A 22,427-nucleotide genomic window follows, 5' to 3' on the forward strand; every position below is an offset into this window, starting at 1 on the left:
ACGGACCGCGCACGGCGGCGCACGGCCCGCCCCGACTCCGGTGCCGGCGCGCGCATTGGCGTGGGCGCCATGCGATTCGAAGTGCTGGGCCCGCTGAACGTGGCGACGGACGACGGCTCACCCGTCGTCATTCCCGAGCCCAAGGTCCGCGCGCTGCTCGCCCCTCTGCTGGTGCACCACGGGCGGCCCGTTCCGGTGGACCGGCTGATAGACGACCTGTGGGGCGAGGGCGCCGTGCCGGGCAACCCCGGCAACACCCTCCAGACCAAGGTCTCGGGTACTGGTTCCTGCGCGGGCGCCTCGGCGAGGCGTGCCGGGCGCTGGATCTCGCGCTGGGATGCGCGGGCGGACCGGCGGGGGCCCGGGCCGGCGCCGGGGCGAGACGCGCGGCCTTCGCCCTGCTCACCGGGGACGATTCACTGCTGGGCGGAGACCTGGACGGGCCCTTCGGCGCGGCGGACCCGCGGGCCCGTCTGCTGCTGGAGTTCGCACGGTGCGGCTTCGACAGCGTGGAACTCCGGGACGGCGGACTCGGCGCGGTACTGGAGGAGTTCAGGGCGGCCGGCGACCGCTGGGGCGTGGCGGCGGTACTGGTCGCCCGCGCCACCAGGGCCGGCTACCGGGGCGACCTGCCCGCGATGCGCGCCAGCGCGGAGGAGAGCGCGGCGCTGTTCGGTGAACTGGGCGACCGCTGGGGTCAGTTGCGCTCTTCGGAGCACCTGGGCGTACTGGCGGAGAACGCCGGATCGTACGAGGAGGCGGCCCGCCTGCACCAGGAGGGCGTACGCAGCACGCAGGAACTCCAGCTGTGGACCGACGTGTCCTACCTGCTGGCCCGCCTCGGCCGGCGCTTCGGGCACGAGGAACCGGGGGGCACGGAGCACGGCACGTGGGTTCGGCGCGGGCGTTGTCATGTCCCCGAACGTAACGCCGTGGCAGTTCGGCGCCCACCGAAGAGTGCGGGAGCTCTTCCCCGCCCGCCGGGGCGGCCGGGACCTGTGCGGGGATCCGCGTCGCCCCGGAGGTCCTCGGCGCGAACGCGCAGTGCCCGCAGCCGGCGCCCGGGGACATGGCCGACGCGCCCTGCGCCCGCGTGCGGTCGGGCCCGGCCCGCCTCAGTCGCGGACCGGCGTCCGCAGGAGCGTCCCCGGCTCGATACCCAGCGCTTCGTGCAGCGCCCGGTCCCCCTTGGGCGTCACCCTCACCGCCCGCTCCGAACCGATCCGTACGCACCACCCCGCGTCCAGCGCATGACGGCACAGCGCCGCTCCCGCCACCCCCGCCAGGTGCGGCCGGCGCTCCGTCCAGTCGAGGCAGGCGCGCACCAGCGGCCGTCGGCCCGTGCGCTCCAGGCCGATGCCCAGCGCGCCGAACCAGCCCACTCCGCCGTCCGTGAGGGCGAAGCCGGCGTCCTGCCGCAACAGGCCGCGCGTGGTCATCGCGTCCACGATCACGGTGCCGATCCGCCCGGCCAGGTGGTCGTAGCACGTGCGCCCGCGGGCCATCGCGCTGCTCGCACCCGCCGCCCGCAGCGAACGGGGCGGGTCCGGCCGCTCGTCGGCCGGTGGCGCCGCCTGTGCGGCGAGGTCCTCGACGAGGTGTGCCGCCCGCGCGTCGGCGAGCCGGACGTACCGGTGCCTGCCCGGCCGCTCCTCGGCGAGGAGCCCGCCGCCGACGAGCCTGCCGAGGTGCTCGCTCGCGGTCGAAGCGGCCACCCCCGCATGGCGCGCCAGTTCGCCGGCCGTCCAGGCCCGCCCGTCGAGCAGTGCCAGGCAGAAGGAGGCCCGGGTCTCGTCGGCGAGGAGGGCGGCGAGCGCCGCGAGGCGGGCGGCGGGGGAGGGGGAAGAAGCGGGGGAGTCGTGGTGCGCCATGGTCCCAGGGTGCGTCAGGGACGGTTCGGCGAGGACCGAACCGTCCCCAACTGCGCGTACTGGAGCGCCAAGCCGTCGACGAGCGCGCGCAGCCCCGTCTCGAAGGCGCCCTCGTCGACCTTCTGCCGCCGCTCGGCGAGCAGATGGGCCTGGCCGAGGTGCGGATAGTCCGCCGGGTCGTACGCCGTCTCGTCGTCGACGAAGCCGCTCGCGAACGAGCCGAGCGCCGAGCCGGTGATGAAGTACCGCATCAGCGCACCGATGTACGTCGCCTGGGCCGGCGGCCACCCCGCCCTGACCATCGCGCCGAACACGGCGTCGGCGACCCGCAGCCCCGCGGGCCGCCGCCCCGGCCCCCGGGCCAGCACCGGGACGATGTTGGGGTGCTCGGTGAGTGCCGCGCGGTAGGAGACGGCGTAGTCGTGCAGCGCGGTCCGCCAGTCGCGGCCGTCCTCCGGGTCGAACATCGACAGGTCGACCTTGGCGCTGACCGTGTCGGCGACCGCGTCGAGGATCTCGTCCTTGTTGCGGAAGTGGTTGTAGAGGGACGGCCCGCTGACCCCGAGCTCAGCGGCGAGCCGGCGCGTGGAGACCGCGTCGAGCCCTTCGGAGTCCACGAGCGCACCTGCCGCGCCCACGATGCGGTCACGGCTGAGGAGGGGCTTGCGCGGTCGGGCCATGCGGCACATAGTAGGCGTGCCAACAAGAAACTAGCAGTGCTAATTAAAGGCTCATGAAAAGTGGGGTGCCGGGATGAATCTGGAGCTCAGCGAGGAACAGACCGCGGTGCGGCAGCTCGCCAAGGACTTCACCGACCGCGAGATCGCACCGCACGTCGTCGCCTGGGACCGGGCCGAGAGCGTCGACCGCGCAGTCGTGAAGAAGCTCGGCGCCCTCGGCTTCCTGGGCCTGACGATCCCCGAGGAGTACGGGGGCTCCGGCGGCGACCACCTCGCGTACTGCCTCGTCACCGAGGAGCTCGGTCGCGGCGACTCCTCGGTGCGCGGCATCGTGTCCGTATCGCTCGGTCTGGTCGCCAAGACCATCGCGCACTGGGGCACCGAGGAGCAGAAGCAGCAGTGGCTGCCCGGCCTCACCTCCGGCGATCTGGTCGGCTGCTTCGGGCTCACCGAACCCGGCACGGGCTCCGACGCGGGCAGCCTCGTCACCCGCGCCGTGCGCGACGGCGACGCGTACGTCATCAACGGCACCAAGACGTTCATCACCAACGGCACCTGGGCCGACGTGGTGCTGCTCTTCGCCCGTTCCACCGACGCCCCCGGCCACAAGGGCGTCTCCGCGTTCCTGGTGCCCACCGGCACCCCGGGCCTCACCCGCCGCGAGATCCACGGCAAGCTCGGCCTGCGCGGCCAGGCCACCGCGGAGCTGTCCCTGGAGGACGTACGGGTCCCCGCCTCCGCGATGGTGGCGCCCGAGGGCAAGGGCTTCTCGGTCGCCATGTCCGCCCTCGCCAAGGGCCGCATGTCGGTCGCGGCGGGCTGTGTCGGCATCGCGCAGGCGGCCCTGGACTCGGCGGTGAAGTACGCGACCGAGCGCGAGCAGTTCGGCAGGACCATCGCCCACCACCAGCTCGTCCAGGAACTCATCACCGACATCGCGGTGGACGTGGACGCCGCCCGCCTGCTGACCTGGCGCGTCGCCGACCTGATCGACCGCGGCGAGCCGTTCGTCACCGAGGCGTCCAAGGCGAAGCTCTTCGCCTCCGAGGCCGCCGTGCGCGCCGCGAACAACGCCCTCCAGGTCTTCGGCGGTTACGGCTACATCGACGAGTACCCCGCCGGCAAGCTGCTGCGCGACGCCCGTGTGATGACGCTCTACGAGGGCACCAGCCAGATCCAGAAGCTCGTCATCGGCCGCGCCCTGACGGGGGTCTCCGCCTTCTGAACCGGCGTACGTTCCAAGCTCCGTGACGGAGGGACGACGATGAAACTGCGCTGTGCCGTGCTCGACGACTACCAGGGCGTCGCGCTGTCCACCGCCGACTGGTCCCGGGTGGCCGGCGCGGTCGAGGTGACGTCGTTGCGGCGGCACTTCGCCGACGAGGGCGAACTGGCCGAAGCGATCGGCGACTGCGAAATCGCCGTCGTGATGAGGGAGCGCACACCGTTCACCGCCGGGCTGTTCGCCCGGCTGCCCCGCCTCAGGCTTCTGGTCACCTCGGGAATGCGCAACGCCTCCATCGACCTCGGCGCCGCCGCGCTCCACGGAGTCACGGTGTGCGGGACGGCGAGCAGCTCCGAGCCGCCGGTCGAGCTCACCTGGGCGCTGATCCTCGGACTGGCCCGGCAGGTGGTCCGGGAGAACACGGCCCTGCGCGAGCACGGCCCGTGGCAGAGCACCGTCGGCACCGACCTGTACGGCCGCCGCCTGGGACTGCTGGGCCTCGGCAGGACCGGCGGCAGGGTGGCGCGGATCGGCAGGGCCTTCGGCATGGACGTGACGGCCTGGAGCCGGAACCTGACCGCCGAGCGGGCCCGGGCCGAGGACGTCCGGCTCGCGCCCACCAAGGAGGAACTGCTCGAAACCAGCGACTTCGTCTCGGTCCACCTGGTGCTCGGCGACCGGACCCGCGGGCTGCTCGGTCCGGACGAGCTGAAGCGGATGCGGCCCTCGGCCTACCTCGTCAACACCTCGCGCGCCGCCGTCGTGGACCAGACCGCGCTCGTCCGGGCGCTGCGCGAGGGGTGGATCGCCGGCGCCGGCGTGGACGTGTTCGAAACGGAGCCGCTCCCCGACGGCGACGCGCTGCGCTCGCTGCCGAACCTGCTCGCCACGCCGCACCTCGGCTACGTGACCGAGCGCAACTACCGCACCTACTACGAGCAGGCGGTGGAGGACATCGCGGCCTTCCTGGAGGGGAACCCGGCCCGGCGGCTCTGAGTACGCGAAGTGAGTACGGGAGCGGATGCGGCCCGCGCCGCCCCCGCCCATGCTGGCGGGCATGAGCGACACACCGGTGAAGCAGCAGAACACGACGGCGTACTACGGGCAGGCCGTCGCCGCCTTCGTGACGGCCCTGGGCGCGGTGTCCCTGGGCATCCTCTACATGGACGCCGACCCCTGGGTGCGCGCCTTCCTCGGCGTGGGCATCCTGTACCTGGTGACCTCCGCCTTCACCCTCGCCAAGGTGGTCAGGGACCGGCAGGAGGCCGGGCAGATCGTGAGCCGCGTCGACCAGGCCCGCCTGGAGAAGCTCCTCGCCGAGCACGACCCGTTCCAGAAGCTCTGAGCCCGGGCGATCTCTAAGCGCTTGCTCACCTTCGGGGTATGGTGTGCGTTCCTGCGGGACGGAAGACGGAAGGGGCGAGCCATGAGTGCGGCGGACGAGACGGCCGGCGAGACGGCCGACGGCGTGGACAAGCCGTGGGGCGAAGTCACCCCCGAGGCGGCCAGGAAGCTGCTGGTCGCCGCTGTCGAGGCGTTCGCCGAGCGGGGCTACCACGCGACCACGACCCGCGACATCGCGGGCCGCGCGGGGATGAGCCCTGCCGCGCTCTACATCCACTACAAGACGAAGGAAGAGCTCCTTCACCGGATCAGCCGCATCGGGCACGACAAGGCCCTGAAGATCCTCCAGGCCGCGGCGGAGGGCCCCGGCACGGCCGCCGAGCGGCTCGACGGCGCCGTGCGCTCCTTCGTCCGCTGGCACGCGGAGCGGCACACCACGGCGCGCGTCGTCCAGTACGAGCTCGACGCGCTCAGCGAGGAGCACCGCACGGAGATCGTCGAACTGCGCCGCCGTAGCGACGCCGCCGTACGCCGGATCCTGAACGACGGTGTGAAGGCGGGGGAGTTCGACGTACCGGACGTCCCGGGCACCACCCTCGCCGTGCTGTCGCTGTGCATCGACGTGGCGCGCTGGTTCAACGCGCAGGGGCGCAGGACGCCCGACGAGGTCGGCGCGCTGTACGCCGACCTCGTCCTGCGGATGGTCACCGCCCAGAAGTAGTTCAGAAGTAGTAGCGGGACACCGACTCCGCCACGCACGCGGGCTTGTCCCCGCCCTCGCGCTCCACCGTGACGACGGCCGTCACCTGTACGCCGCCGCCCGTCTCCGTGACCTCCTTGAGCACGGCCGTCGCGCGCAGCCGCGAGCCGACCGGCACGGGGGACGGGAAGCGCACCTTGTTGGTGCCGTAGTTGATGCCCATCCTCGCGCCCTCGACCCGCATGATCTGCGGGACGAGCGCCGGCAGCAGCGACAGCGTCAGGTAGCCGTGCGCGATCGTCGTCCCGAACGGGCCCGCCGCGGCCTTCTCCGGGTCCACGTGGATCCACTGGTGGTCGCCGGTGGCCTCGGCGAAGAGGTCGATCCGCTTCTGGTCGACGTCCAGCCACTCGCTGTGCCCCAGCTGCTCGCCCACCCCGGCGCGCAGCTCCTCGGCGGAAGTGAAGATCCTCGGCTCTGCCATGTCCCGGCCCCTGCCTCTCATGCGGCTGCGTACTCGCGTTCCGACGGCTTGTCTAAGCGCTTGCTCAGCATGGTTCGGCTCCAGTGTTCTGTCAACGACGGGGCCAGTAGGGTTCGAGGAGTGCCGCAGATACCAGAGAAGATCCACGAACTCACCGTCGGCCAGCTGTCAGCGCGCAGCGGCGCCGCCGTGTCCGCCCTCCACTTCTACGAGTCCAAGGGCCTGATCACCAGCCGTCGGACCACGGGCAACCAGCGACGCTACAGCCGTGACGCGCTGCGCCGCGTCGCCTTCGTGCGCGCGGCGCAGCGCGTCGGCATACCACTCGCGACGATCAGGAACGCCCTGGCGGAACTCCCCGAGGAGCGCACCCCCAACCACGAGGACTGGGCACGGCTCTCCGAGGCGTGGCGCTCGGAGCTGGACGAGCGGATCAAGCAGCTCGGCCGGCTCCGCGACCACCTCACCGACTGCATCGGCTGCGGCTGCCTGTCGCTGGAGACCTGTGTGCTGTCCAACCCGGACGACGTCTTCGGCGAGCGCATGGCCGGCTCCCGGCTGCTCCCCGAACACCGGAGCGCGTCGCAGGACTGCAGGGAGCAGCCGAGCGCCTGAGCCGCGGCAGCGCCGTCGGCGGCGGGGCGGGCGGCGACGCGACAGGCGGCGGCGACGCGGTGGAGGGCGGACGCCGGTACGGGCGCCGCGCCCCCGCGCGCTCACGCCACCGACGCGAGTTCCCGGCGCCGTATCCTCTTGGACTCCGCCAGGGCCTCGGGCGTCAGCACGGGCTGCGGCACCAGAATGCCGCAGCCCGTGCAGACCGGCCCGAACCACGGCTCATGGACCAGCCCCTGCTCCCACACGATCTCGCTCTCCGCGCACACGGGGCAGTTCGCCCCGGGCCCGCTCTCCAGGGCGGAGATCAGGCGGCGCAGTACGTCGCCGAGCGGCGCCACCGGATGGACCGAGGGATCGTCGCACCAGGCCACCCCGCACCCTCCCCAGGTGCGGCGGTGCCAGTCGTCGAAGGAGCCGGGCCGCCGCAGCCCGTCGTGCTTCTCGCGCTTGCGGCGCCGGGCGAACTCCGCTTCGTACGCGAGCCAGACGGCCCGCGCCTCCTCCAACTCGTCGAGCGCGGCCACCAGCCGCGCCGGATCGGGTGCCCTGTCCTCGGGTTCGATCATGTGCCGTGAGCACAGATGGTCCCAGGTCGCCCGGTGCCCGTAAGGGGCGAACCGTTCCAGGCATTTGCGCAGCGAATACCGCCGCAGTGCCAGATCGCACCGCGGGTCGCGCACCTGTCTTGCAAGACTCCGGAAACCGGCCATTGCACTTGCCACCTCCGTCGCTGGTACTTCGGCGTCACAGAGTGGACGTACGGGTGCCCCGTTCGGCTCCATCGAAAATTGAATGGGCGTCATCAGCGGAGAAAAACACCAGAACGGGCCGGCGCACCGGGTCGGCCGTCAGCCCAGTTCGCGCTCCCGCGTCTCCGGCAGAGCCAGCACGCACAGCAGCGACACGACGGCCATGGCGCTGACGTACCAGCCGACCGAGGCCGAACCGAACCCCGCCTGCAGCCGGGTCGCGATCAGCGGGGACACCGCCCCGCCCAGGACGCCGCCCAGGTTGTACGCGAGCGAGGCACCGGAGTAGCGGACGCGGGCGCCGAACAGTTCGGGCAGGTAGGCGCCCATCGGGCCGTACACCACGCCCATGCAGAACAGCGCGCCGCCGAGCGCCAGCGCGATGAGCACGGGCTGTCCGGTGTCGAGCAGCGGGAAGAGCACCAGGCCCCAGACGACCGCGAGTCCGCTGCCCGCGAGGACCAGCCGGCGCCTGCCCGCCCCGTCCGAGCGGGTGGCGGCCAGCCACGTGCCGGCCGCGAGGAAGAGGCAGGCGACGAGCGACAGGCCCAGCATGGTGCCGCGGTCCAGGCCGAGCGTGGTCGTCGCGTACGCGAGGCAGTAGGTCGTCGCCGTGTAGAAGAGCCCGTACGCGACGACCATGCCACCCGCGCCCAGCAGCAGCTCCCTGGGGTGCCGCCTGAACACCTCCAGGGCGGGTGCCCTGCTGGCCTCCTGCTGCTTCATGACCCGGGCGAACACCGGGGTTTCGCTGATCTTCAGCCGTACGAACAGACCGACCGCGACCAGCAGGAACGACAGCAGGAACGGGATCCGCCAGCCCCAGCTCGCGAACGCCCGGTCGTCCAGCACGGCCGACAGCAGCCAGAAGAGGCCGGTCGCCGCGAAGAACCCGACGGAAGGGCCGAGCTGGGGAAAGGCCGCGTAGAGCCCGCGCCGTCCGCGTGGCGCGTGTTCCACGGCGAGCAGCGCGGCCCCGCCCCACTCACCGCCGAGGCCGATGCCCTGGAGGAAGCGCAGGAACACGAGCAGCAGGGGCGCCCAGACCCCCAGCGTGCTGTAGCCGGGAAGCAGGCCGACGCACGCGGTGGACAGGCCCATCAGCAGGAGCGAGGCCACCAGTACGGACTTGCGGCCGACGCGGTCGCCGAAGTGGCCGAAGACGAGCGACCCGATGGGGCGGGCGGCGAAGGCGACCGCGTAGGTGGAGAAGGAGGCGAGGGTCGCGTTGAGGGGCGAGAGGTTCGGGAAGAACGCCTCGTTGAGCACGAGCGCGGCGGCCGTGCCGTAGATGTAGAAGTCGTAGAACTCGATGGCGGTCCCGACGAAGCTGGCGACGGCCACCCGGCGCAGGCTCTCGGAACTCTCGTCCCCCGAGGGCGCGTCGGGGGCCGGGGCCCGCTTCGCCGCTGTGTTCATGATGTCGTCGGTCACGACCGGCACTTTCACGTTTCGTGTACTGTGCAGTCAATCCGCGGGACGGTTGGTCCCGCATGCTGAGACCGGCTGTCAGCGGTACAGCAGGTACTCACGGCGCACCGAGTCGAACGCCGCGAGGCCGGACCGCCAGGCGTCCACCACCTCGTCCGCCCCGGCGCCCGCGTCGATCATCGTGCGGACCCGTGTGCTGCCCGTCAGCTTGTCGATCCAGTTGTCGGCCCGCCACGCGAAGCCGCTCCAGCTCTTCTTCGCCGTCACGAGCAGCGCGATGCCCGTGCGCACCGGGTCGTACGCCGCCCGGTCGTGCACGTGCAGCTGTACGCCGCCGACGGTCTTCCCCTGGAACTTGGAGAAGGTCGGCGTGAAGTACGCCTCGCGGAAGTGCACACCGTCCAGTCCGGCGGCGTTCGCGGCCCGGGCCCACCCGTGGCCGACGCCCTCCGCGCCCAGCAGTTCGAAGGGCCGGGTCGTGCCCCGCCCCTCCGACAGGTTCGTGCCCTCGAAGAGACAGGTGCCGGAGTACACCAGCGCGGTGTCGGGCGTCGGCATGTTGGGGCTCGGCGGCACCCACGGCAGACCGGTCGCGTCGAAGAAGTCGCCGCGCCGCCAGCCCGTCATCTTCACCGTCTCCAGCGCCACGGGCCGCGCCAGGAACTCGCCGTTGAAGAGCCGCGCCAGCTCACCGACCGTCATGCCGTGCGCCTGGGCGATCGGTTCACGCCCCACGAACGTCGCGAACGCCTTGTCGAGCACGGGCCCGAGCGCGGCGCGCCCCGACACCGGGTTCGGCCGGTCGAGCACCACGAACCGCTTGCCCGCGAGCACGGCGGCCGCCATGCAGTCGTACAGCGTCCAGATGTACGTGTAGAAACGCGCGCCCGCGTCCTGGATGTCGAACACGACCGTGTCCACGCCCGACGCCGTGAAGACGTCGGCGAGCGGCTGCCCGCTCTTCACGTACGTGTCGTACACGGGCAGCCCGGTCGCCGGATCGTCGTAGCGACCCTCGGAGCCGCCCGCCTGCGCGGTGCCGCGAAAACCGTGCTCGGGTCCGAAGACGGCGGTGAGGTTCACCCGGTCGTCGGCGTGCATGACGTCCACGATGTGGCGCAGGTCCGAGGTGACGCCCGTCGGGTTGGTGACGACGCCCACCCTCTGCCCGGCGAGGAGGGCGTACCCGTCGGCGGCCAGCCGGTCGAAACCGGTGCGCACCCGGAAGCGTCCGCGGCGGCCGGCGGCGGCCGAGGGGGCCGCGGCGGCGAGCGCTCCGGCGGCCCCCGCCGCTCCCGCCGCCCCCGTGGCGGCCAGCAGTCCGCGTCTGGACAGGCTCATCCCGTACCTCCGTGATCGGCGCCGTCTGTCATGGCCACGCACGCTAGCGCGCGGGGCGGCCCCGGGGAACGAGGCGGGCACGGCGGGTTCGGACCTTCTCACCCCTTCCGCCGGTCCATACCGACTGGTTAGTCTGCTGAGGTTGTCGGCAGAGAGGCGGGCCTCAGGGATGAGCCAGTTCCAGGACGCGGGAGTCGTCGTCACCGGTGCGGGAGGCGGCATCGGAGCCGCGCTCGCGCGCAGATTCGCGGCCGGGGGCGCACGCGTCGTCGTCAACGACCTCGACGCGCGGAAGACCAAGGCGATCGCCGACGAGACCGGCGCCACCGCCGTAGCGGGCGACGCCTCCGCGATCGTCGAGGAGGCCCGTGAGGCGCTCGGCGGCACGGTCGACGTGTACTGCGCCAACGCGGGCCTCGCCTCGCCCGGCGACGCCTTCGCCGACGAGGCGGTCTGGGCCGCCGCCTGGGACGTCAACGTGATGGCCCACGTCAGGGCGGCCAGGGCGCTGCTGCCCGGCTGGCTGGAGCGCGGCAGCGGCCGGTTCGTGTCCACCGTCTCGGCGGCCGGCCTGCTGAGCATGGTCGGCGCGGCCCCGTACAGCGTCAGCAAGCACGGCGCGCTGGCGTTCGCCGAGTGGCTCTCGCTGACCTACCGCCACCGCGGGGTCAAGGTCCACGCGATCTGCCCGCAGGGCGTACGCACCGATATGCTGACCGCCGCGGGCTCGGCCGGCGAACTGGTCCTCGCGCCCACCGCCGTCGAGCCGGAGGACGTCGCCGAGGCGCTCTTCGACGGCATCGCGGCCGACCGTTTCCTGATCCTGCCGCACCCCGAGGTCGCCGGGTACTACCAGGCACGTGCCGGGAGCCCCGACCGCTGGCTGGCCGGAATGAACCACCTGCAGCAGAAGTGGGAAGAGGCCGGCCGATGAGCGGGACGACCAGTGAGCAGCCGACGAGCGAGCAACCGACGGACGAGCGGCCGACGGGGGCGTCGGTCTACGCGGCCAAGCCCTGGATCGCCCAGCTCAGCGAGGCCCAGCGGATGCCCGTGGACCCGCCGGCCACTCTGCTGCACGCCTTCGCCGACGCGGTGGACCGCGCACCGGACCACCCCGCCCTCGCCTACTTCGACGGCCGGCTGACCTACCGCGAGACCGACGCGCTCTCGGACTCCGTCGCGGGCCACCTGGCGGCCAGGGGCCTGCGGCGCGGCGACCGGGTCGCGGTCATGCTCCAGAACAGCCCGCACTTCGTCCTCGCGCTGCTCGGCGCCTGGAAGGCCGGCGCCACCGTCGTACCCCTCAACCCGATGTACAAGTCGGCCGAGGCCGGCCACGCGCTCGGGGACGCCGAGGCGACCGCGCTGATCTGCTCGGACCGCGCGTGGGAGGCGTACCTGCGCAGCGCCGCCGCGGACTCGCCCGTACGCATCGCCCTCACCGCCTGCGAGCTGGACCTCCAGACCAGGAACGACACTCGGGTCCTGAACTTCGAGCGGGTGGCGCCGCAGGCCCCGGACGCCGACGACCTGGTGACCGTCGCCCGCCAGGGCCTCGCCGCGCCCGCGGACCGCGCACTCACCGCCGGCGACGTGGCGCTGATCAGCTACACCTCGGGCACCAGCGGCACCCCCAAGGGCGCCATGAACACCCACGGCGGGATCATGTACAACGCCGAGCGCCAGCGCACCGGGCATCCGGTGGCCGAGGGCTCGGCGTACTTCGCCCTGGCGCCCCTCTTCCACATCACCGGCATGGTCTGCGAACTGGCCGCCTGCACCGCCAACGCCGGCACCCTGGTCCTCGCCTACCGCTTCCATCCGGGCGTCGTCCTCGACGCGTTCACCGAACACCGCCCCGCCTACACCGTCGGCCCCTCCACCGCCTTCATGGCGCTCGCCGCCACGCCGGGCGTCACCCGCGAGCACTTCGCGTCCTTCCAGGTGATCTCCTCGGGCGGGGCCCCGCTGCCGCCCGCCCTGGTGGAGAAGTTCCGGGCGGGCTTCGGCCCGTACATCCGCAACGGCTACGGACTCACCGAGTGCACCGCGCCCTGCGCGTCCGTGCCGCCCGAGAAGGAGGCCCCGGTCGACCCGGTCTCCGGCACGCTCTCCGTCGGCGTACCGGGTCCCGACACCGTCGTGCGGATCGTCGACGAGAAGGGCGAGGACGTGCCCTTCGGCGAGCAGGGCGAGATCGCCGTCAGCGGCCCGCAGGTGGTCCCGGCTACTGGCGCCGCCCGGAGGCGACCGCCGAGGCGTTTCCCGGCGGGGAGCTGCGCACCGGCGACATCGGCTTCATGGACGAGGACGGGTGGCTCTACGTTGTCGACCGCAAGAAGGACATGATCAACGCGTCCGGCTTCAAGGTCTGGCCGCGCGAGGTCGAGGACGTGCTCTACACCCACCCCGCGGTGCGCGAGGCGGCCGTGGTCGGCGTCGCCGACGCGTACCGGGGGGAGAGCGTCAAGGCGTACATCAGCCTGCGGCCCGGGGCCGAGGTGGCGCCGTCGGAGATCTCGGCGTACTGCGAGGAGCGGCTGGCCGCGTACAAGTACCCGCGCGAAGTGGAGATCCTGCCGGAACTTCCCAAGACGACGAGTGGGAAGATCCTCAGGCGGGAACTGCGTTCCCGCTCCTGAACCCTCAACCGGTTGTTTCGACGAAAGGCAGGTGGCGGCAATGGCCAGGACGACGGACGGGAGCGGTGTCCCCGTCCCCCAGCGGCTGCTGGCCGCCGCCACCCGCCTGTTCGCCGAGCGCGGCTACGACCGCACGTCGGTGCAGGAGATCGTCGAGGCGGCCGGAGTCACCAAGGGCGCGCTCTACCACTACTTCGGCTCCAAGGACGACCTGCTGCACGAGGTGTACGCCCGTGTCCTGCGCCTCCAGCAGGAGCGCCTCGACGCGTTCGCCGACGCCGAGGCGCCGGTGGAGCAGCGGCTGCGGGACGCGGCGGCGGACGTGGTGGTCACGACCATCGACAACCTGGACGACGCGTCGATCTTCTTCCGCTCCATGCACCACCTGAGCCCGGAGAAGGACAAACAGGTACGGGCGGAACGCCGCCGCTACCACGAGCGGTTCCGCGCGCTGGTCGAGGAGGGCCAGAAGACGGGCGTCTTCTCCACGGCGACCCCGGCCGACCTGGTGGTGGACTACCACTTCGGCTCGGTCCACCACCTGTCGACGTGGTACCGCCCGGACGGCCCGCTTACGCCGCAGCAGGTGGCGGACCACCTGGCGGACCTGCTGCTGCGGGCGCTGCGGCCGTAGGGACGGCGGGGCCCTCCCGGCCGCGGGGGCCCTACCGGCCCGCCCGGGGGCTCGGGGGCTTGTCCCAGTGCGGGAAGGTGCGGGGGCGGAAACCCGCCGCGGGCGCACCGCAGGCCCCCGCCCCCGCCCGCAGGCCCTACACGTACTTCTTCAGCTCGCGCCGCGCCAGCGACCGCTGGTGCACCTCGTCCGGCCCGTCCGCCAGCTTCAGCGTCCGCGCCCCCGCCCACAGCTCCGCCAGCGGGAAGTCCTGGCTGACCCCGCCCGCGCCGTGCAGCTGCACCGCTTTGTCGAGGATGTCGACGACCGCCCGCGGCGTAGCGATCTTGATCGACTGGATCTCGGTGTGCGCCCCGCGGTTGCCCACCGTGTCCATCAGCCACGCCGTCTTGAGCACCAGCAGCCGCAGCTGCTCCACCGTCACCCGCGCGTCCGCGATCCAGTTGTGCACGACGCCCTGCTGGGCGAGCGGCTTGCCGAAGGCCGTACGCTCCACCGCCCGGCGGCACATCAGCTCGATCGCCCGCTCCGCCATGCCGATCAGCCGCATGCAGTGGTGGATCCGGCCGGGGCCGAGGCGGGCCTGGGCGATGGCGAAGCCGCCGCCCTCCTCGCCGACGAGAGCGGAAGCGGGCACGCGCGCCCCGTCGAAGACGACCTCGGCGTGACCGCCGTGGGAGTGGTCCTCGTACCCGTACACCTGCATGGCGCGCCGGACCTCGACCCCCGGCGTGTCGCGCGGCACCAGGATCATCGACTGCTGACGGCGGACGTCCGCACCGTCCGGGTCGGTCTTGCCCATCACGATGAAGATCCCGCAGTCCGGGTTCATCGCCCCGGAGATGTACCACTTGCGTCCGGTGACGACGTACTCGTCACCCTCCCGCTCGATCCGGGTCTCGATGTTCGTGGCGTCCGACGAGGCGACCTCCGGCTCGGTCATCGCGAACGCCGACCGGATCTCGCCCGCGAGGAGCGGCTCCAGCCACTGCTTCTTCTGCTCGTCCGAGGCGAACTGGGCGAGCAGCTCCATGTTCCCGGTGTCCGGAGCCGCGCAGTTGAGTGCCGTCGGCGCCAACTGGGGGCTGCGGCCGGTGATTTCCGCGAGCGGAGCGTACTGGAGGTTGGTCAGCCCGGCGCCGTGCTCCGCGTCGGGGAGGAAGAGGTTCCACAGGCCCTGCCGGCGCGCCTCCGCCTTGAGGTCCTCCACCACCTGCGGGGTGTCCCACGGCGAGGCGAGCTGCGCGCGCTGCTCGTGGGCGACGGCCTCGGCCGGGTACACGAACTCGTCCATGAAGGCGAGGAGTCTGACGCGGAGCTCTTCGGTCCGGGCGTCGTATGCGAAATCCATGAGGGTGTCTCAGCCTTCCTGGAGGGTGGTCAGACCGTGCTCGATGAAGACGGGCACGAGGTCGCCGATCCGGTCGAAGCCGGCGCCGACGGTCTGCCCGAGCGTGTAGCGGTAGTGGATGCCTTCGAGGATCACGGCGAGCTTGAACCAGGCGAACGCCGTGTACCAGGCGATGCCGGAAGTGTCCCGGCCGGACCCGGCGGCGTAGCGCTCGACGATCTCGCGCGCCGACGGGTGGCCCGGGGCGCCGGACGTCGTGGAGACGGGGGAGTCGGGCAGGCCCAGCTCGGAGCTGTACATCACGAGCAGCCCCAGGTCGGTCAGCGGGTCGCCGAGCGTCGACATCTCCCAGTCGAGGACGGCGTTGATCCGGTCGTCCGGGCCGCCGATCAGGACGTTGTCGAGCCGGTAGTCGCCGTGCACGACCGTGGGCGCGGGGGATCCGGGCAGCGAGCGCCCGAGTGCGGCGTGCAGTTCGTCGATGCCCGCCAGTTCGCGGTTGCGGGAGGCGTCGAGCTGCTTGCCCCAGCGGCGCAGCTGCCGGTCCAGGAAGCCCTCGGGGCGGCCGAAGTCACCGAGGCCCACCTCCTCCGGGTCCACGGCGTGCAGGACGACGAGGGTGTCGACGAGTCCCAGCACGGCGCCGCGGGTGCGCTCGGCGCCCAGCGCGGAGAGCTCGTCGGCCGTGCGGTAGGGAACGCCCTCCACGAACTCCATGACGTAGAACGGCGATCCGAGGACCGACTCGTCCTCGCACAGCAGCACCGGCGCGGGCACCGGCACGTCCGTCGGATGCAGGGCGCTGATCACCCGGAACTCGCGCTTCATGTCGTGCGCGGTCACCAGCACGTGGCCGAGCGGCGGTCGCCGCACCACCCACCGGGAGGCGCCGTCCGTGACGGCGTACGTCAGGTTCGAACGGCCCCCCTCGATGAGCCGTGCGCTGAGCGGTCCGCGCACCAGCCCCGGCCGCTCGCGGTCGAGATGACCGCGCAGCCGGTCGGGATCGAGACCTGGCGGGTGGACTGCGCTCACTGCGCTCATGGGGGCACCTCCGGGGGCGGACAATCGTCGCGCCTCATCATGCCGACCAGTCGGTATGCCGTCCAGTGTGCCGACGTGCCCGAGACGGGGATCACGCGTGGCAGGCGACCGGCTTCCCTCCGTTCATGACCGCCATGTCACCGAAGACGAGCACCGGATCGAGCGGCGAGCCCTCCGGCAGGCCGTCCAGTTCCGCGTACGCGCGGTGCAGATTGGCGACGAGCCGCTCGCTCTCGCGCAGTTCGGCGAAGGCCCCGGGGCCGGCCTCCCGGGCGGTTTCCAGCGGCGTACGCCCCTTGGCGTGCCCGGCCTCGGCGAGCTCGGCGACGTACCGCAGATAGCGTTCGGTCGCGTCGTACGCCGACGGGTCGGTGACGGGGCCGTGGCCGGGCACGACGGTGTCGGCGCCGAGCGAGCGGAGCAGGTCGAGCGCGCGCAGGGAGCCGCTGAGCGACCCCATGGGGAGGAAGGGCGTGCCGCCTTGGAAGACCAGGTCGCCGGTGAAGACGATCCCGTACTCCGGCAGGTGGACGACCGAGTCGCCGGTGGTGTGCGCGACGCCCGGGTGGAGGATCCGCACCTCGGTGCCGCCCGCGTGGACGGTGAGCCGCTCGCTGTAGGTGAGGGCGGGGGCGGCGACGGTGATGTCGCCGAAGTCGTGGTGCGGCCACACCTGGTGCAGCTGGAGCCCGGCGGCCAGGACCTCGGCGCGGCAGGCGTCGTGCCCGACGACGGTGGCCCCGGGCAGGAAGACGCCGTTGCCGTAGGTGTGGTCGCCGTGGTGGTGGGTGTTGACGACGGTGCGGGGGAGCGGCGCGCCGGTCGCCAGGAGCGCTTCGCGCAGTGCGTGCGCGCGGCGCTCGGTGGCGGCGGTGTCGACGAGGAGGGTCGAGGCGCCGTCGCTGACGAACCCGGCGTTGTTCAGGCACCACCCGCCGTCCGGCTGGATGTAGGCGTGCACGTGGGGCGCGAGTCGGACGGTGTACGGGGCGGTGGCGGGCAATGGGGTTCCCCCGGTCGGTGGCCGAACTGGTCGGACCGAGCCTGCCAGCCCGTGCCCGCCCGGGGGAAGGGAGCCCGGGGGCCGGACCGCGATCCCGTGCTCAGTGATCGTCCCAATGGCCGCCGTGAGCGGCGTGGCGGTGGCCGTCGTGGACGTAGTCGAGGTGGTCGCCGTGGGTGACGGCGCTGTGCCCGCAGTCCTGGCCGTGCTGATGCGTGTGGCTGCCGTGCGTGATGTGGTCCGCGGACTCGCACTCGTCCCAGTGCCCGGAGTGCTCGCGGTGCATGTGCCCGTTGTGCGCGTAGTCGGTGTGGTCGCCGTGCGGCACCGCGGTGTGTCCGCAGGCCGGTCCGTGCGTGTGCCCGTGGGTGGCGTGCTCCTGGTGGAGGGGGGTCATCACATTCACCTCTGGTGCGGTTCCGGGTGCTTTGCGGTACTTCAAGGCTAATCCCGAACGCCCGCTTCACCCGGGTCCGGTCCGGGTCCGGGTCCGGGTCCGGGTCAGACCACGATCGCCACGGCGAACCCGGCGAGGGCGATCGTGCAGGCCGTCGCCGTCAGCGCGGCGCGCACCGGCATCGGGGCCGGCCGTGCCGTGCCGCCGACAGCCTGGATGCGGCGGTGGGCGACCCGCAGGAACCCCAGCCAGACGAGCGCGCAGAGCGCCGCGGCGACCACCGGGACCACGCCGGTCCCGTCGTGGAGCGCCTGCTTCGCCGCGAGTACGGCCACCACCGTGCAGGACAGCGTGGTCCTGCGCCAGGCCAGCCGGGTCCGCTCCGGCTGGAGGCCGGGGTCCCTGGCGGGGGCGGGGGCGGTCAACGGCTGCCTCCCCAGCCGAAGAGGACCACCACCACCATGGCGACCGCGACGACGGCGACCACGAGGCTCAGCAGCGTCGGGAAACGGGTGACGGGAAGATCCTCGCCGCGCCGCATGGCCCCCTCGCAGCGCACCCAGTGGTTGACCGCCCGCAGCGCGCACAGCACCCCGGCCGCCAGCAGCCCGAGCGCCATGCCGGCGCGGACCTCCCAGACCAGGTCCGGCAGGAACTGGTCGACCGCGAAACCGCCGCCGATGAGAGCCAGCGCGGTACGGATCCAGGCGAGGAAGGTGCGCTCGTTGGCCAGCGAGAAGCGGTAGTCGGGGGTCTCGCCCTCTTCCCTGATGCGCTGCGGCGCGAACCACAGCCGCAGACTCCGCACGAACTCGATCACCCATCGCACCCTACCGGCCGGATTCGGTCGAACCGTCCCTGAAGGCGCGCAGCCGTTCCCACGCCGCCAGGCCGTCCGGCACCCACTCCCACCCCGGGCCGGCGAGCCGCCGCTCCAGCTCCGCCCGGGTCAGGAAGGCGTGCCACGCCACTTCCTCCGGCTGCGGGCTCACCGGCGGATCGCAGCGCACCTCGTAGACGTACGACCACCAGGTCCGCGTGGCGTCGCCGCTCTCGTACAGGAACTTGAACAGCGGCACGGGCGCGGGCAGCCCCGGGACGCCCAGCTCCTCCTCCGCCTCCCGCAGCGCCGCCTCGTCGTACGACTCGCCCGCGCCGACGACCCCGCCCACGAACATGTCGTACATCGAGGGGAAGACCAGCTTCACCGGCGTCCTGCGGTGCACGAAGTACCGGCCCTCGCCGTCCCGCGCCAGGACGAAGACGCAGCGGTGGCGCAGACCGCGCGCGTACGCCTCACCGCGCGGGGCCTGCCCGGTCACCTCGTCGTTCTCGTCGACGATGTCCAGGATTTCGTCAGCGGGGTTCACCGGACTCGCCGGACTCACAGGATTCATACGGCCATCCAATCCCACCCTTGTGGACCTGTTGACGCTCCGCCCACCGCTGCCGAAGATCTGACGCACGAGTAACTTCCCGCTCGGATCGTTCCACTCGCCCCGGCAAGGACGGAAACCATGGCGTACGACGCTGATGTGATCGTGATCGGGGCGGGCCTCGCCGGCCTGGCGGCCACCGCGGAACTCGTCGACGCGGGCCGCAGGGTGATTCTGCTCGACCAGGAGCCCGAACAGTCCGTCGGCGGCCAGGCGCACTGGTCCTTCGGCGGGCTCTTCTTCGTCGACTCTCCCGAGCAGCGCCGCATGCGCATCAAGGACAGCCGCGAGCTGGCCCTCCAGGACTGGCACGGCACGGCCGGCTTCGACCGGGAGGAGGACCACTGGCCGCGCAAGTGGGCCGAGGCGTACGTCGACTTCGCCGCCGGTGAGAAGAGGGCCTGGCTGCACGGGCAGGGCGTGCGCTTCTTCCCGGTCGTCGGCTGGGCCGAGCGCGGCGGTTACGACGCCACCGGACACGGCAACTCCGTACCCCGCTTCCACATCACCTGGGGCACCGGCCCGGGCATCGTCGCCCCCTTCGAGCGTCGCGTGCGTGACGGGGTGGCGCGCGGCCTGGTCCGGCTGAGGTTCCGCCACCGCGTCACCGGGCTCGCCCGCAGCGCCGGATCGGTGGACACCGTCACCGGGGAGGTCCTGGAGCCCTCGGCCGCCGAGCGCGGCGCCGCCAGCAGCCGGGAGGTGACCGGGTCCTTCGAGCTGAGGGCCCAGGCGGTGATCGTCACCTCGGGCGGTATCGGCGGCAACCACGATCTCGTACGCGCCAACTGGCCCCAGCGGCTCGGCACGCCGCCCGCCTCGATGCTCTCCGGCGTACCCGCGCACGTCGACGGCCTGATGCTCGGCGTCACGGAGGCGGCCGGCGGCCGCATGATCAACCGCGACCGGATGTGGCACTACACCGAGGGCATCCAGAACTGGAACCCCGTCTGGGCCAGGCACGGCATCCGCATCCTGCCGGGCCCCTCGTCCCTCTGGTTCGACGCCCGCGGCAGGCGGCTGCCCGTGCCCCTCTTCCCCGGCTTCGACACCCTGGGCACGCTCGACCACATCATGAAGACCGGGTACGACTACACCTGGTTCGTCCTCGACCAGAAGATCATCGGCAAGGAGTTCGCGCTCTCGGGGTCCGAGCAGAACCCGGACCTGACGGGGAAGTCGGTGCGCGACGTCATCGGCCGGGCGCGGGCGGTCGTACCGGCGCCGGTCAAGGCGTTCATGGACAGGGGCGCGGACTTCGTCGTCGAGAAGGACCTGGCCTCACTGGTGCGCGGCATGAACGCGCTCACCGGGGAGCCGCTGATCGACGAGGCCGCGCTGCGCCACGAGATCACCGCCCGCGACCGCGAGATCACCAACACCTTCACCAAGGACCTCCAGGTGATGGCGATCCGCGGCGCCCGCAACTACCTGGGCGACAAGCTGATCCGTACGGCACCGCCGCACCGCATCCTCGACCCCCAGGCGGGCCCGCTCATCGCCGTACGCCTGCACATCCTCACCCGCAAGTCGCTCGGAGGGCTGGAGACCGACCTGTCCTCGCGGGTGCTCACGGAGGGCGGCGGCGCGCTGCCCGGCGTGTACGCGGCGGGCGAGGCGGCGGGGTTCGGCGGAGGCGGCGTGCACGGCTACCGCTCCCTGGAAGGCACCTTCCTGGGCGGCTGCCTCTTCTCCGGCCGCGCGGCGGGCCGCGCGGCGGCGAAGGCGGTGGCGTAGGCGGGGGCACGGGTGGCGGCGAAGGCGGTGGCGCAAGGAGGCGGTACGGGCGGCGGCGCAAGGAGGCGGCGCGGACGGCGGCGCAGACGGAGAGCCGCCGCGAGCGCACCGCCTACGCCGGCTCCGCCCCGTCCAGCCGCTCCACGACCCGGAAGCGCTCGGCGACGACCGGCGTCGTGTCGTCGACCGTGAACTCCGGGTCGCCCAGCGCCTCCCGCATCTCCTCGCTGTGCCAGAACCTCTCGTGCCCCGCGCGCCAGGCGGCGACCGACGTGTACCCCTCGCCCTCGTCCAGCGCGTGCTGGAGGTCCACGTCGCCGAGCGCCAGCACCCGCACCTCGGTCAGCTCGACCACCGCGACCTCGCGGCCGTCCGAGTCGATCACCACGGAGCGCTCACCGGCCGGCGGCAGCTCCTCCTTCTCCGCCTCGTACTCGGCGAGCAGACCGGTCGTCGACACTTTCTCGCCGGCCAGCACGGCGGCGACCAGCCGGTCGCGCAGCGGGCCGGGAAAGGCGAACAGGCACGGCGGCAGCGGTGAGCGTTCAGACATGCGACAAGACTAGGTGCCGGGGCAAGCGGGGCGCGGGAGATAGGGCTGAGTTCAACTACCGCGCCGCAGCTCAAAGTTGGTCCAGACCGGCCTTGACGTGAAGCGCCCCCTACCGCTTTGCTGTGCGCGATCAGATGCTCGCACTCTGCGCCGTGGAGGACCCGCGGATGCCCCCACCTCCGCCACCCCTCGGCCGCTCCCGCCGCCGGACCGACCACTCCTTCGACCCCGCCCTCGACGACACCGAACTCGTCGCCGTACGTGCCCAGTTGTCCCAGGGCCGTTGGACCAGGGCCCGTTCCCTGATCGCCGCGACCGGTGACGACTGGGACCGCCGGGGCCACCGCCTCGTCGTGCTCGCCCAGGCCGCCGGCGCCGCCGCCTGGGCCGGGGACTGGGTGCTCGCCGAGCCCGAGAGCGCCGACGCCGTCACCCTCGTCGCCTGCGCCGCCGTCCTCGGCGCACTGCGCGGCAAGGAGCCCGAGGCCCTGGCGCGCGAGGCGTGCCGCCGCGCCGCCGCGCACGCGCCCGCCGACCCGACTCCCTGGCTGGCCCTGCTGCTCCTGGCCCGTTCCCTCGGCACGGAGGAAGAAGTCACCCAGCTCTTCGACCAGGTACGGCTGCGCCACCCCGAGCACCACCACGCCCACCACCTGATGGCGGCCCGCCTCGCCGAACGCAGGCCGGACACCGGCAGCGACCCGCTCCACGAGGTGTACGACTTCGCCGCCTGGGCCGCCGAGCAGGCCCCGGCCGACTCCCCGCTCGCCGTACTCCCCGTGGTCGCCCACGCCGAGCGCTACCGCGCCCTCGCCGTCGCGGGCCGTGAGTCGAAGGACCCCGGGGCATCCGGCCACTGGACGGGCCGCCGCGCCCGCCAGGTGATGAAGACGGCGTTCGACTGGTGGCTGGAGTGGGAGCACGAGGGGCACCCGCGCCGCCTCGTCGACCTCAACTTCCTGGCCCACGCGAAGCTCTGCGAAGGCAGGTCCGCCGAGGCGGCCGCCCTCCTCAACCGCATCGGCCCGCACGCCACCGAAGCCCCGTGGTCGTACCCCGACCGGGACCCGCAGCGGGCTTTCCGCGCCGCGCGCCGTGCCGCGCTCGGCATCGCATGACTCCGCACGGCACGTCACCGAATCACATGACTCCGCACGACACGTCACCGAAGCGAAGGGACAACC

General features: G+C 72.6%; 24 protein-coding genes and 1 pseudogene. 10 read left to right on the forward strand and 15 right to left on the reverse strand.

Annotated elements, in window-relative coordinates; genetic code table 11:
* Nucleotides 1-416: 416 nt before the first annotated feature.
* The 3 genes from BN1555_RS39130 to BN1555_RS25695 all read right to left on the reverse strand — a co-directional run bounded on the left by BN1555_RS39130 (nucleotide 417) and on the right by BN1555_RS25695 (nucleotide 2,551).
* A complete protein-coding gene (locus BN1555_RS39130; RefSeq protein WP_176710132.1) occupies nucleotides 417-914 on the reverse strand; it encodes a hypothetical protein in 498 nt (165 codons plus the stop codon).
* Between the two features lie 201 nt (nucleotides 915-1,115).
* Nucleotides 1,116-1,871, reverse strand: coding sequence for a winged helix-turn-helix domain-containing protein (locus BN1555_RS25690; RefSeq protein WP_093801588.1), 756 nt, complete (start codon nucleotides 1,869-1,871; stop codon nucleotides 1,116-1,118).
* Between the two features lie 14 nt (nucleotides 1,872-1,885).
* Nucleotides 1,886-2,551: a TetR/AcrR family transcriptional regulator gene (locus tag BN1555_RS25695; protein ID WP_093801589.1), complete on the reverse strand. Its 666-nt coding sequence runs from the start codon at nucleotides 2,549-2,551 to the stop codon at nucleotides 1,886-1,888.
* Between the two features lie 73 nt (nucleotides 2,552-2,624).
* Between BN1555_RS25695 and BN1555_RS25700 the strand changes: the two genes are divergently transcribed.
* The 4 genes from BN1555_RS25700 to BN1555_RS25715 all read left to right on the forward strand — a co-directional run bounded on the left by BN1555_RS25700 (nucleotide 2,625) and on the right by BN1555_RS25715 (nucleotide 5,841).
* On the forward strand, nucleotides 2,625-3,776 hold the full coding sequence (locus BN1555_RS25700; RefSeq protein WP_093801590.1) for an acyl-CoA dehydrogenase family protein: 1,152 nt from the start codon (nucleotides 2,625-2,627) through the stop codon (nucleotides 3,774-3,776).
* A gap of 39 nt (nucleotides 3,777-3,815) precedes the next feature.
* Nucleotides 3,816-4,772 (forward strand): D-2-hydroxyacid dehydrogenase family protein, encoded by a 957-nt coding sequence (locus BN1555_RS25705; protein ID WP_093801591.1) that lies wholly within the window; start codon nucleotides 3,816-3,818, stop codon nucleotides 4,770-4,772.
* 61 nt (nucleotides 4,773-4,833) lie between these two features.
* Nucleotides 4,834-5,121 (forward strand): YiaA/YiaB family inner membrane protein, encoded by a 288-nt coding sequence (locus BN1555_RS25710; RefSeq protein ID WP_093803645.1) that lies wholly within the window; start codon nucleotides 4,834-4,836, stop codon nucleotides 5,119-5,121.
* 81 nt (nucleotides 5,122-5,202) lie between these two features.
* On the forward strand, nucleotides 5,203-5,841 hold the full coding sequence (locus tag BN1555_RS25715) for a TetR/AcrR family transcriptional regulator (RefSeq protein WP_093801592.1): 639 nt from the start codon (nucleotides 5,203-5,205) through the stop codon (nucleotides 5,839-5,841).
* Nucleotide 5,842: 1 nt separating this feature from the next.
* On the opposite strand, the gene BN1555_RS25720 is transcribed toward BN1555_RS25715, so the two are convergent.
* The gene (locus tag BN1555_RS25720) at nucleotides 5,843-6,304 is read right to left on the reverse strand and encodes a MaoC family dehydratase (RefSeq protein WP_093801593.1); all 462 of its coding nucleotides are present in this window, start codon (nucleotides 6,302-6,304) and stop codon (nucleotides 5,843-5,845) included.
* A gap of 120 nt (nucleotides 6,305-6,424) precedes the next feature.
* On the opposite strand from BN1555_RS25720, the gene soxR reads away from it, so the two are divergent.
* On the forward strand, nucleotides 6,425-6,919 hold the full coding sequence (soxR, locus tag BN1555_RS25725; RefSeq protein WP_093801594.1) for a redox-sensitive transcriptional activator SoxR: 495 nt from the start codon (nucleotides 6,425-6,427) through the stop codon (nucleotides 6,917-6,919).
* A 101-nt stretch (nucleotides 6,920-7,020) separates the two neighbouring features.
* On the opposite strand, the gene BN1555_RS25730 is transcribed toward soxR, so the two are convergent.
* The 3 genes from BN1555_RS25730 to BN1555_RS25740 all read right to left on the reverse strand — a co-directional run bounded on the left by BN1555_RS25730 (nucleotide 7,021) and on the right by BN1555_RS25740 (nucleotide 10,443).
* Nucleotides 7,021-7,632, reverse strand: a complete 612-nt coding sequence (locus BN1555_RS25730) for a hypothetical protein (RefSeq protein ID WP_093801595.1) — start codon at nucleotides 7,630-7,632, stop codon at nucleotides 7,021-7,023.
* A gap of 138 nt (nucleotides 7,633-7,770) precedes the next feature.
* Complete coding sequence (locus tag BN1555_RS25735) at nucleotides 7,771-9,090, reverse strand: MFS transporter (protein ID WP_093803646.1); 1,320 nt, start codon at nucleotides 9,088-9,090, stop codon at nucleotides 7,771-7,773.
* Between the two features lie 90 nt (nucleotides 9,091-9,180).
* Nucleotides 9,181-10,443, reverse strand: a complete 1,263-nt coding sequence (locus tag BN1555_RS25740) for an exo-beta-N-acetylmuramidase NamZ family protein (protein ID WP_093801596.1) — start codon at nucleotides 10,441-10,443, stop codon at nucleotides 9,181-9,183.
* Nucleotides 10,444-10,612: 169 nt separating this feature from the next.
* On the opposite strand from BN1555_RS25740, the gene BN1555_RS25745 reads away from it, so the two are divergent.
* The 3 genes and pseudogenes from BN1555_RS25745 to BN1555_RS25755 all read left to right on the forward strand — a co-directional run bounded on the left by BN1555_RS25745 (nucleotide 10,613) and on the right by BN1555_RS25755 (nucleotide 13,722).
* Nucleotides 10,613-11,377, forward strand: coding sequence for an SDR family oxidoreductase (locus tag BN1555_RS25745; RefSeq protein WP_093801597.1), 765 nt, complete (start codon nucleotides 10,613-10,615; stop codon nucleotides 11,375-11,377).
* A 113-nt stretch (nucleotides 11,378-11,490) separates the two neighbouring features.
* Nucleotides 11,491-13,088 (forward strand): annotated as a pseudogene (locus BN1555_RS25750) (class I adenylate-forming enzyme family protein).
* A 40-nt stretch (nucleotides 13,089-13,128) separates the two neighbouring features.
* Nucleotides 13,129-13,722, forward strand: coding sequence for a TetR/AcrR family transcriptional regulator (locus tag BN1555_RS25755; protein WP_093801598.1), 594 nt, complete (start codon nucleotides 13,129-13,131; stop codon nucleotides 13,720-13,722).
* 136 nt (nucleotides 13,723-13,858) lie between these two features.
* Here the strand turns inward: BN1555_RS25755 and BN1555_RS25760 are convergent, their stop codons facing one another.
* The 7 genes from BN1555_RS25760 to BN1555_RS25790 all read right to left on the reverse strand — a co-directional run bounded on the left by BN1555_RS25760 (nucleotide 13,859) and on the right by BN1555_RS25790 (nucleotide 18,887).
* Nucleotides 13,859-15,073 (reverse strand): acyl-CoA dehydrogenase family protein, encoded by a 1,215-nt coding sequence (locus tag BN1555_RS25760; protein WP_093801599.1) that lies wholly within the window; start codon nucleotides 15,071-15,073, stop codon nucleotides 13,859-13,861.
* A 9-nt stretch (nucleotides 15,074-15,082) separates the two neighbouring features.
* Nucleotides 15,083-16,108, reverse strand: a complete 1,026-nt coding sequence (locus BN1555_RS25765; RefSeq protein ID WP_093801600.1) for a phosphotransferase family protein — start codon at nucleotides 16,106-16,108, stop codon at nucleotides 15,083-15,085.
* Between the two features lie 100 nt (nucleotides 16,109-16,208).
* Nucleotides 16,209-17,120 carry an MBL fold metallo-hydrolase gene (locus BN1555_RS25770; protein ID WP_093801601.1) on the reverse strand — a complete coding sequence of 304 codons (912 nt, stop codon included), beginning with the start codon at nucleotides 17,118-17,120 and terminating at the stop codon, nucleotides 16,209-16,211.
* Nucleotides 17,121-17,220: 100 nt separating this feature from the next.
* Nucleotides 17,221-17,517 (reverse strand): hypothetical protein, encoded by a 297-nt coding sequence (locus BN1555_RS25775; protein WP_093801602.1) that lies wholly within the window; start codon nucleotides 17,515-17,517, stop codon nucleotides 17,221-17,223.
* Between the two features lie 104 nt (nucleotides 17,518-17,621).
* Nucleotides 17,622-17,942 carry a DUF202 domain-containing protein gene (locus BN1555_RS25780; protein WP_093801603.1) on the reverse strand — a complete coding sequence of 107 codons (321 nt, stop codon included), beginning with the start codon at nucleotides 17,940-17,942 and terminating at the stop codon, nucleotides 17,622-17,624.
* Entirely contained in the window at nucleotides 17,939-18,337 is a 399-nt protein-coding gene (locus tag BN1555_RS25785) for a YidH family protein (RefSeq protein ID WP_093803647.1), read from the reverse strand. The genes BN1555_RS25780 and BN1555_RS25785 overlap by 4 nt, the downstream gene beginning before the upstream one ends.
* Nucleotides 18,338-18,347: 10 nt before the next feature.
* Nucleotides 18,348-18,887 (reverse strand): NUDIX domain-containing protein, encoded by a 540-nt coding sequence (locus BN1555_RS25790; protein ID WP_093801604.1) that lies wholly within the window; start codon nucleotides 18,885-18,887, stop codon nucleotides 18,348-18,350.
* Nucleotides 18,888-19,034: 147 nt separating this feature from the next.
* Between BN1555_RS25790 and BN1555_RS25795 the strand changes: the two genes are divergently transcribed.
* The gene (locus tag BN1555_RS25795; RefSeq protein ID WP_093801605.1) at nucleotides 19,035-20,690 is read left to right on the forward strand and encodes an FAD-binding dehydrogenase; all 1,656 of its coding nucleotides are present in this window, start codon (nucleotides 19,035-19,037) and stop codon (nucleotides 20,688-20,690) included.
* A gap of 112 nt (nucleotides 20,691-20,802) precedes the next feature.
* On the opposite strand, the gene BN1555_RS25800 is transcribed toward BN1555_RS25795, so the two are convergent.
* Nucleotides 20,803-21,243: an ASCH domain-containing protein gene (locus BN1555_RS25800; protein WP_093801606.1), complete on the reverse strand. Its 441-nt coding sequence runs from the start codon at nucleotides 21,241-21,243 to the stop codon at nucleotides 20,803-20,805.
* Between the two features lie 167 nt (nucleotides 21,244-21,410).
* Here BN1555_RS25800 and BN1555_RS25805 point away from each other — a divergent pair, with 167 nt between their 5' ends.
* The gene (locus BN1555_RS25805; protein WP_093803648.1) at nucleotides 21,411-22,361 is read left to right on the forward strand and encodes a hypothetical protein; all 951 of its coding nucleotides are present in this window, start codon (nucleotides 21,411-21,413) and stop codon (nucleotides 22,359-22,361) included.
* The last annotated feature ends 66 nt before the right edge of the window (nucleotides 22,362-22,427 follow it).

This window comes from Streptomyces sp. Wb2n-11 (genome assembly GCF_001049855.1).
Taxonomy (GTDB): Bacteria; Actinomycetota; Actinomycetes; order Streptomycetales; family Streptomycetaceae; genus Streptomyces; species Streptomyces altiplanensis.

What these genes read in the sequence shown, in the direction of transcription:
- BN1555_RS25715 (WP_093801592.1), top strand. Translation starts at nt 5,203, where the DNA reads ATGAGTGCGGCGGACGAGACGGCCGGCGAGACGGCCGACGGCGTGGAC.
- BN1555_RS25740 (WP_093801596.1), bottom strand. Translation starts at nt 10,443, where the DNA reads ATGAGCCTGTCCAGACGCGGACTGCTGGCCGCCACGGGGGCGGCGGGA.
- BN1555_RS25720 (WP_093801593.1), bottom strand. Translation starts at nt 6,304, where the DNA reads ATGGCAGAGCCGAGGATCTTCACTTCCGCCGAGGAGCTGCGCGCCGGG.
- BN1555_RS25800 (WP_093801606.1), bottom strand. Translation starts at nt 21,243, where the DNA reads ATGTCTGAACGCTCACCGCTGCCGCCGTGCCTGTTCGCCTTTCCCGGC.
- BN1555_RS25805 (WP_093803648.1), top strand. Translation starts at nt 21,411, where the DNA reads ATGCCCCCACCTCCGCCACCCCTCGGCCGCTCCCGCCGCCGGACCGAC.
- BN1555_RS25760 (WP_093801599.1), bottom strand. Translation starts at nt 15,073, where the DNA reads ATGGATTTCGCATACGACGCCCGGACCGAAGAGCTCCGCGTCAGACTC.
- BN1555_RS25710 (WP_093803645.1), top strand. Translation starts at nt 4,834, where the DNA reads ATGAGCGACACACCGGTGAAGCAGCAGAACACGACGGCGTACTACGGG.
- BN1555_RS25700 (WP_093801590.1), top strand. Translation starts at nt 2,625, where the DNA reads ATGAATCTGGAGCTCAGCGAGGAACAGACCGCGGTGCGGCAGCTCGCC.
- BN1555_RS25705 (WP_093801591.1), top strand. Translation starts at nt 3,816, where the DNA reads ATGAAACTGCGCTGTGCCGTGCTCGACGACTACCAGGGCGTCGCGCTG.
- BN1555_RS25795 (WP_093801605.1), top strand. Translation starts at nt 19,035, where the DNA reads ATGGCGTACGACGCTGATGTGATCGTGATCGGGGCGGGCCTCGCCGGC.
- BN1555_RS25690 (WP_093801588.1), bottom strand. Translation starts at nt 1,871, where the DNA reads ATGGCGCACCACGACTCCCCCGCTTCTTCCCCCTCCCCCGCCGCCCGC.
- BN1555_RS39130 (WP_176710132.1), bottom strand. Translation starts at nt 914, where the DNA reads ATGACAACGCCCGCGCCGAACCCACGTGCCGTGCTCCGTGCCCCCCGG.
- BN1555_RS25730 (WP_093801595.1), bottom strand. Translation starts at nt 7,632, where the DNA reads ATGGCCGGTTTCCGGAGTCTTGCAAGACAGGTGCGCGACCCGCGGTGC.
- BN1555_RS25695 (WP_093801589.1), bottom strand. Translation starts at nt 2,551, where the DNA reads ATGGCCCGACCGCGCAAGCCCCTCCTCAGCCGTGACCGCATCGTGGGC.
- BN1555_RS25735 (WP_093803646.1), bottom strand. Translation starts at nt 9,090, where the DNA reads ATGAACACAGCGGCGAAGCGGGCCCCGGCCCCCGACGCGCCCTCGGGG.
- BN1555_RS25775 (WP_093801602.1), bottom strand. Translation starts at nt 17,517, where the DNA reads ATGACCCCCCTCCACCAGGAGCACGCCACCCACGGGCACACGCACGGA.
- BN1555_RS25755 (WP_093801598.1), top strand. Translation starts at nt 13,129, where the DNA reads ATGGCCAGGACGACGGACGGGAGCGGTGTCCCCGTCCCCCAGCGGCTG.
- BN1555_RS25745 (WP_093801597.1), top strand. Translation starts at nt 10,613, where the DNA reads ATGAGCCAGTTCCAGGACGCGGGAGTCGTCGTCACCGGTGCGGGAGGC.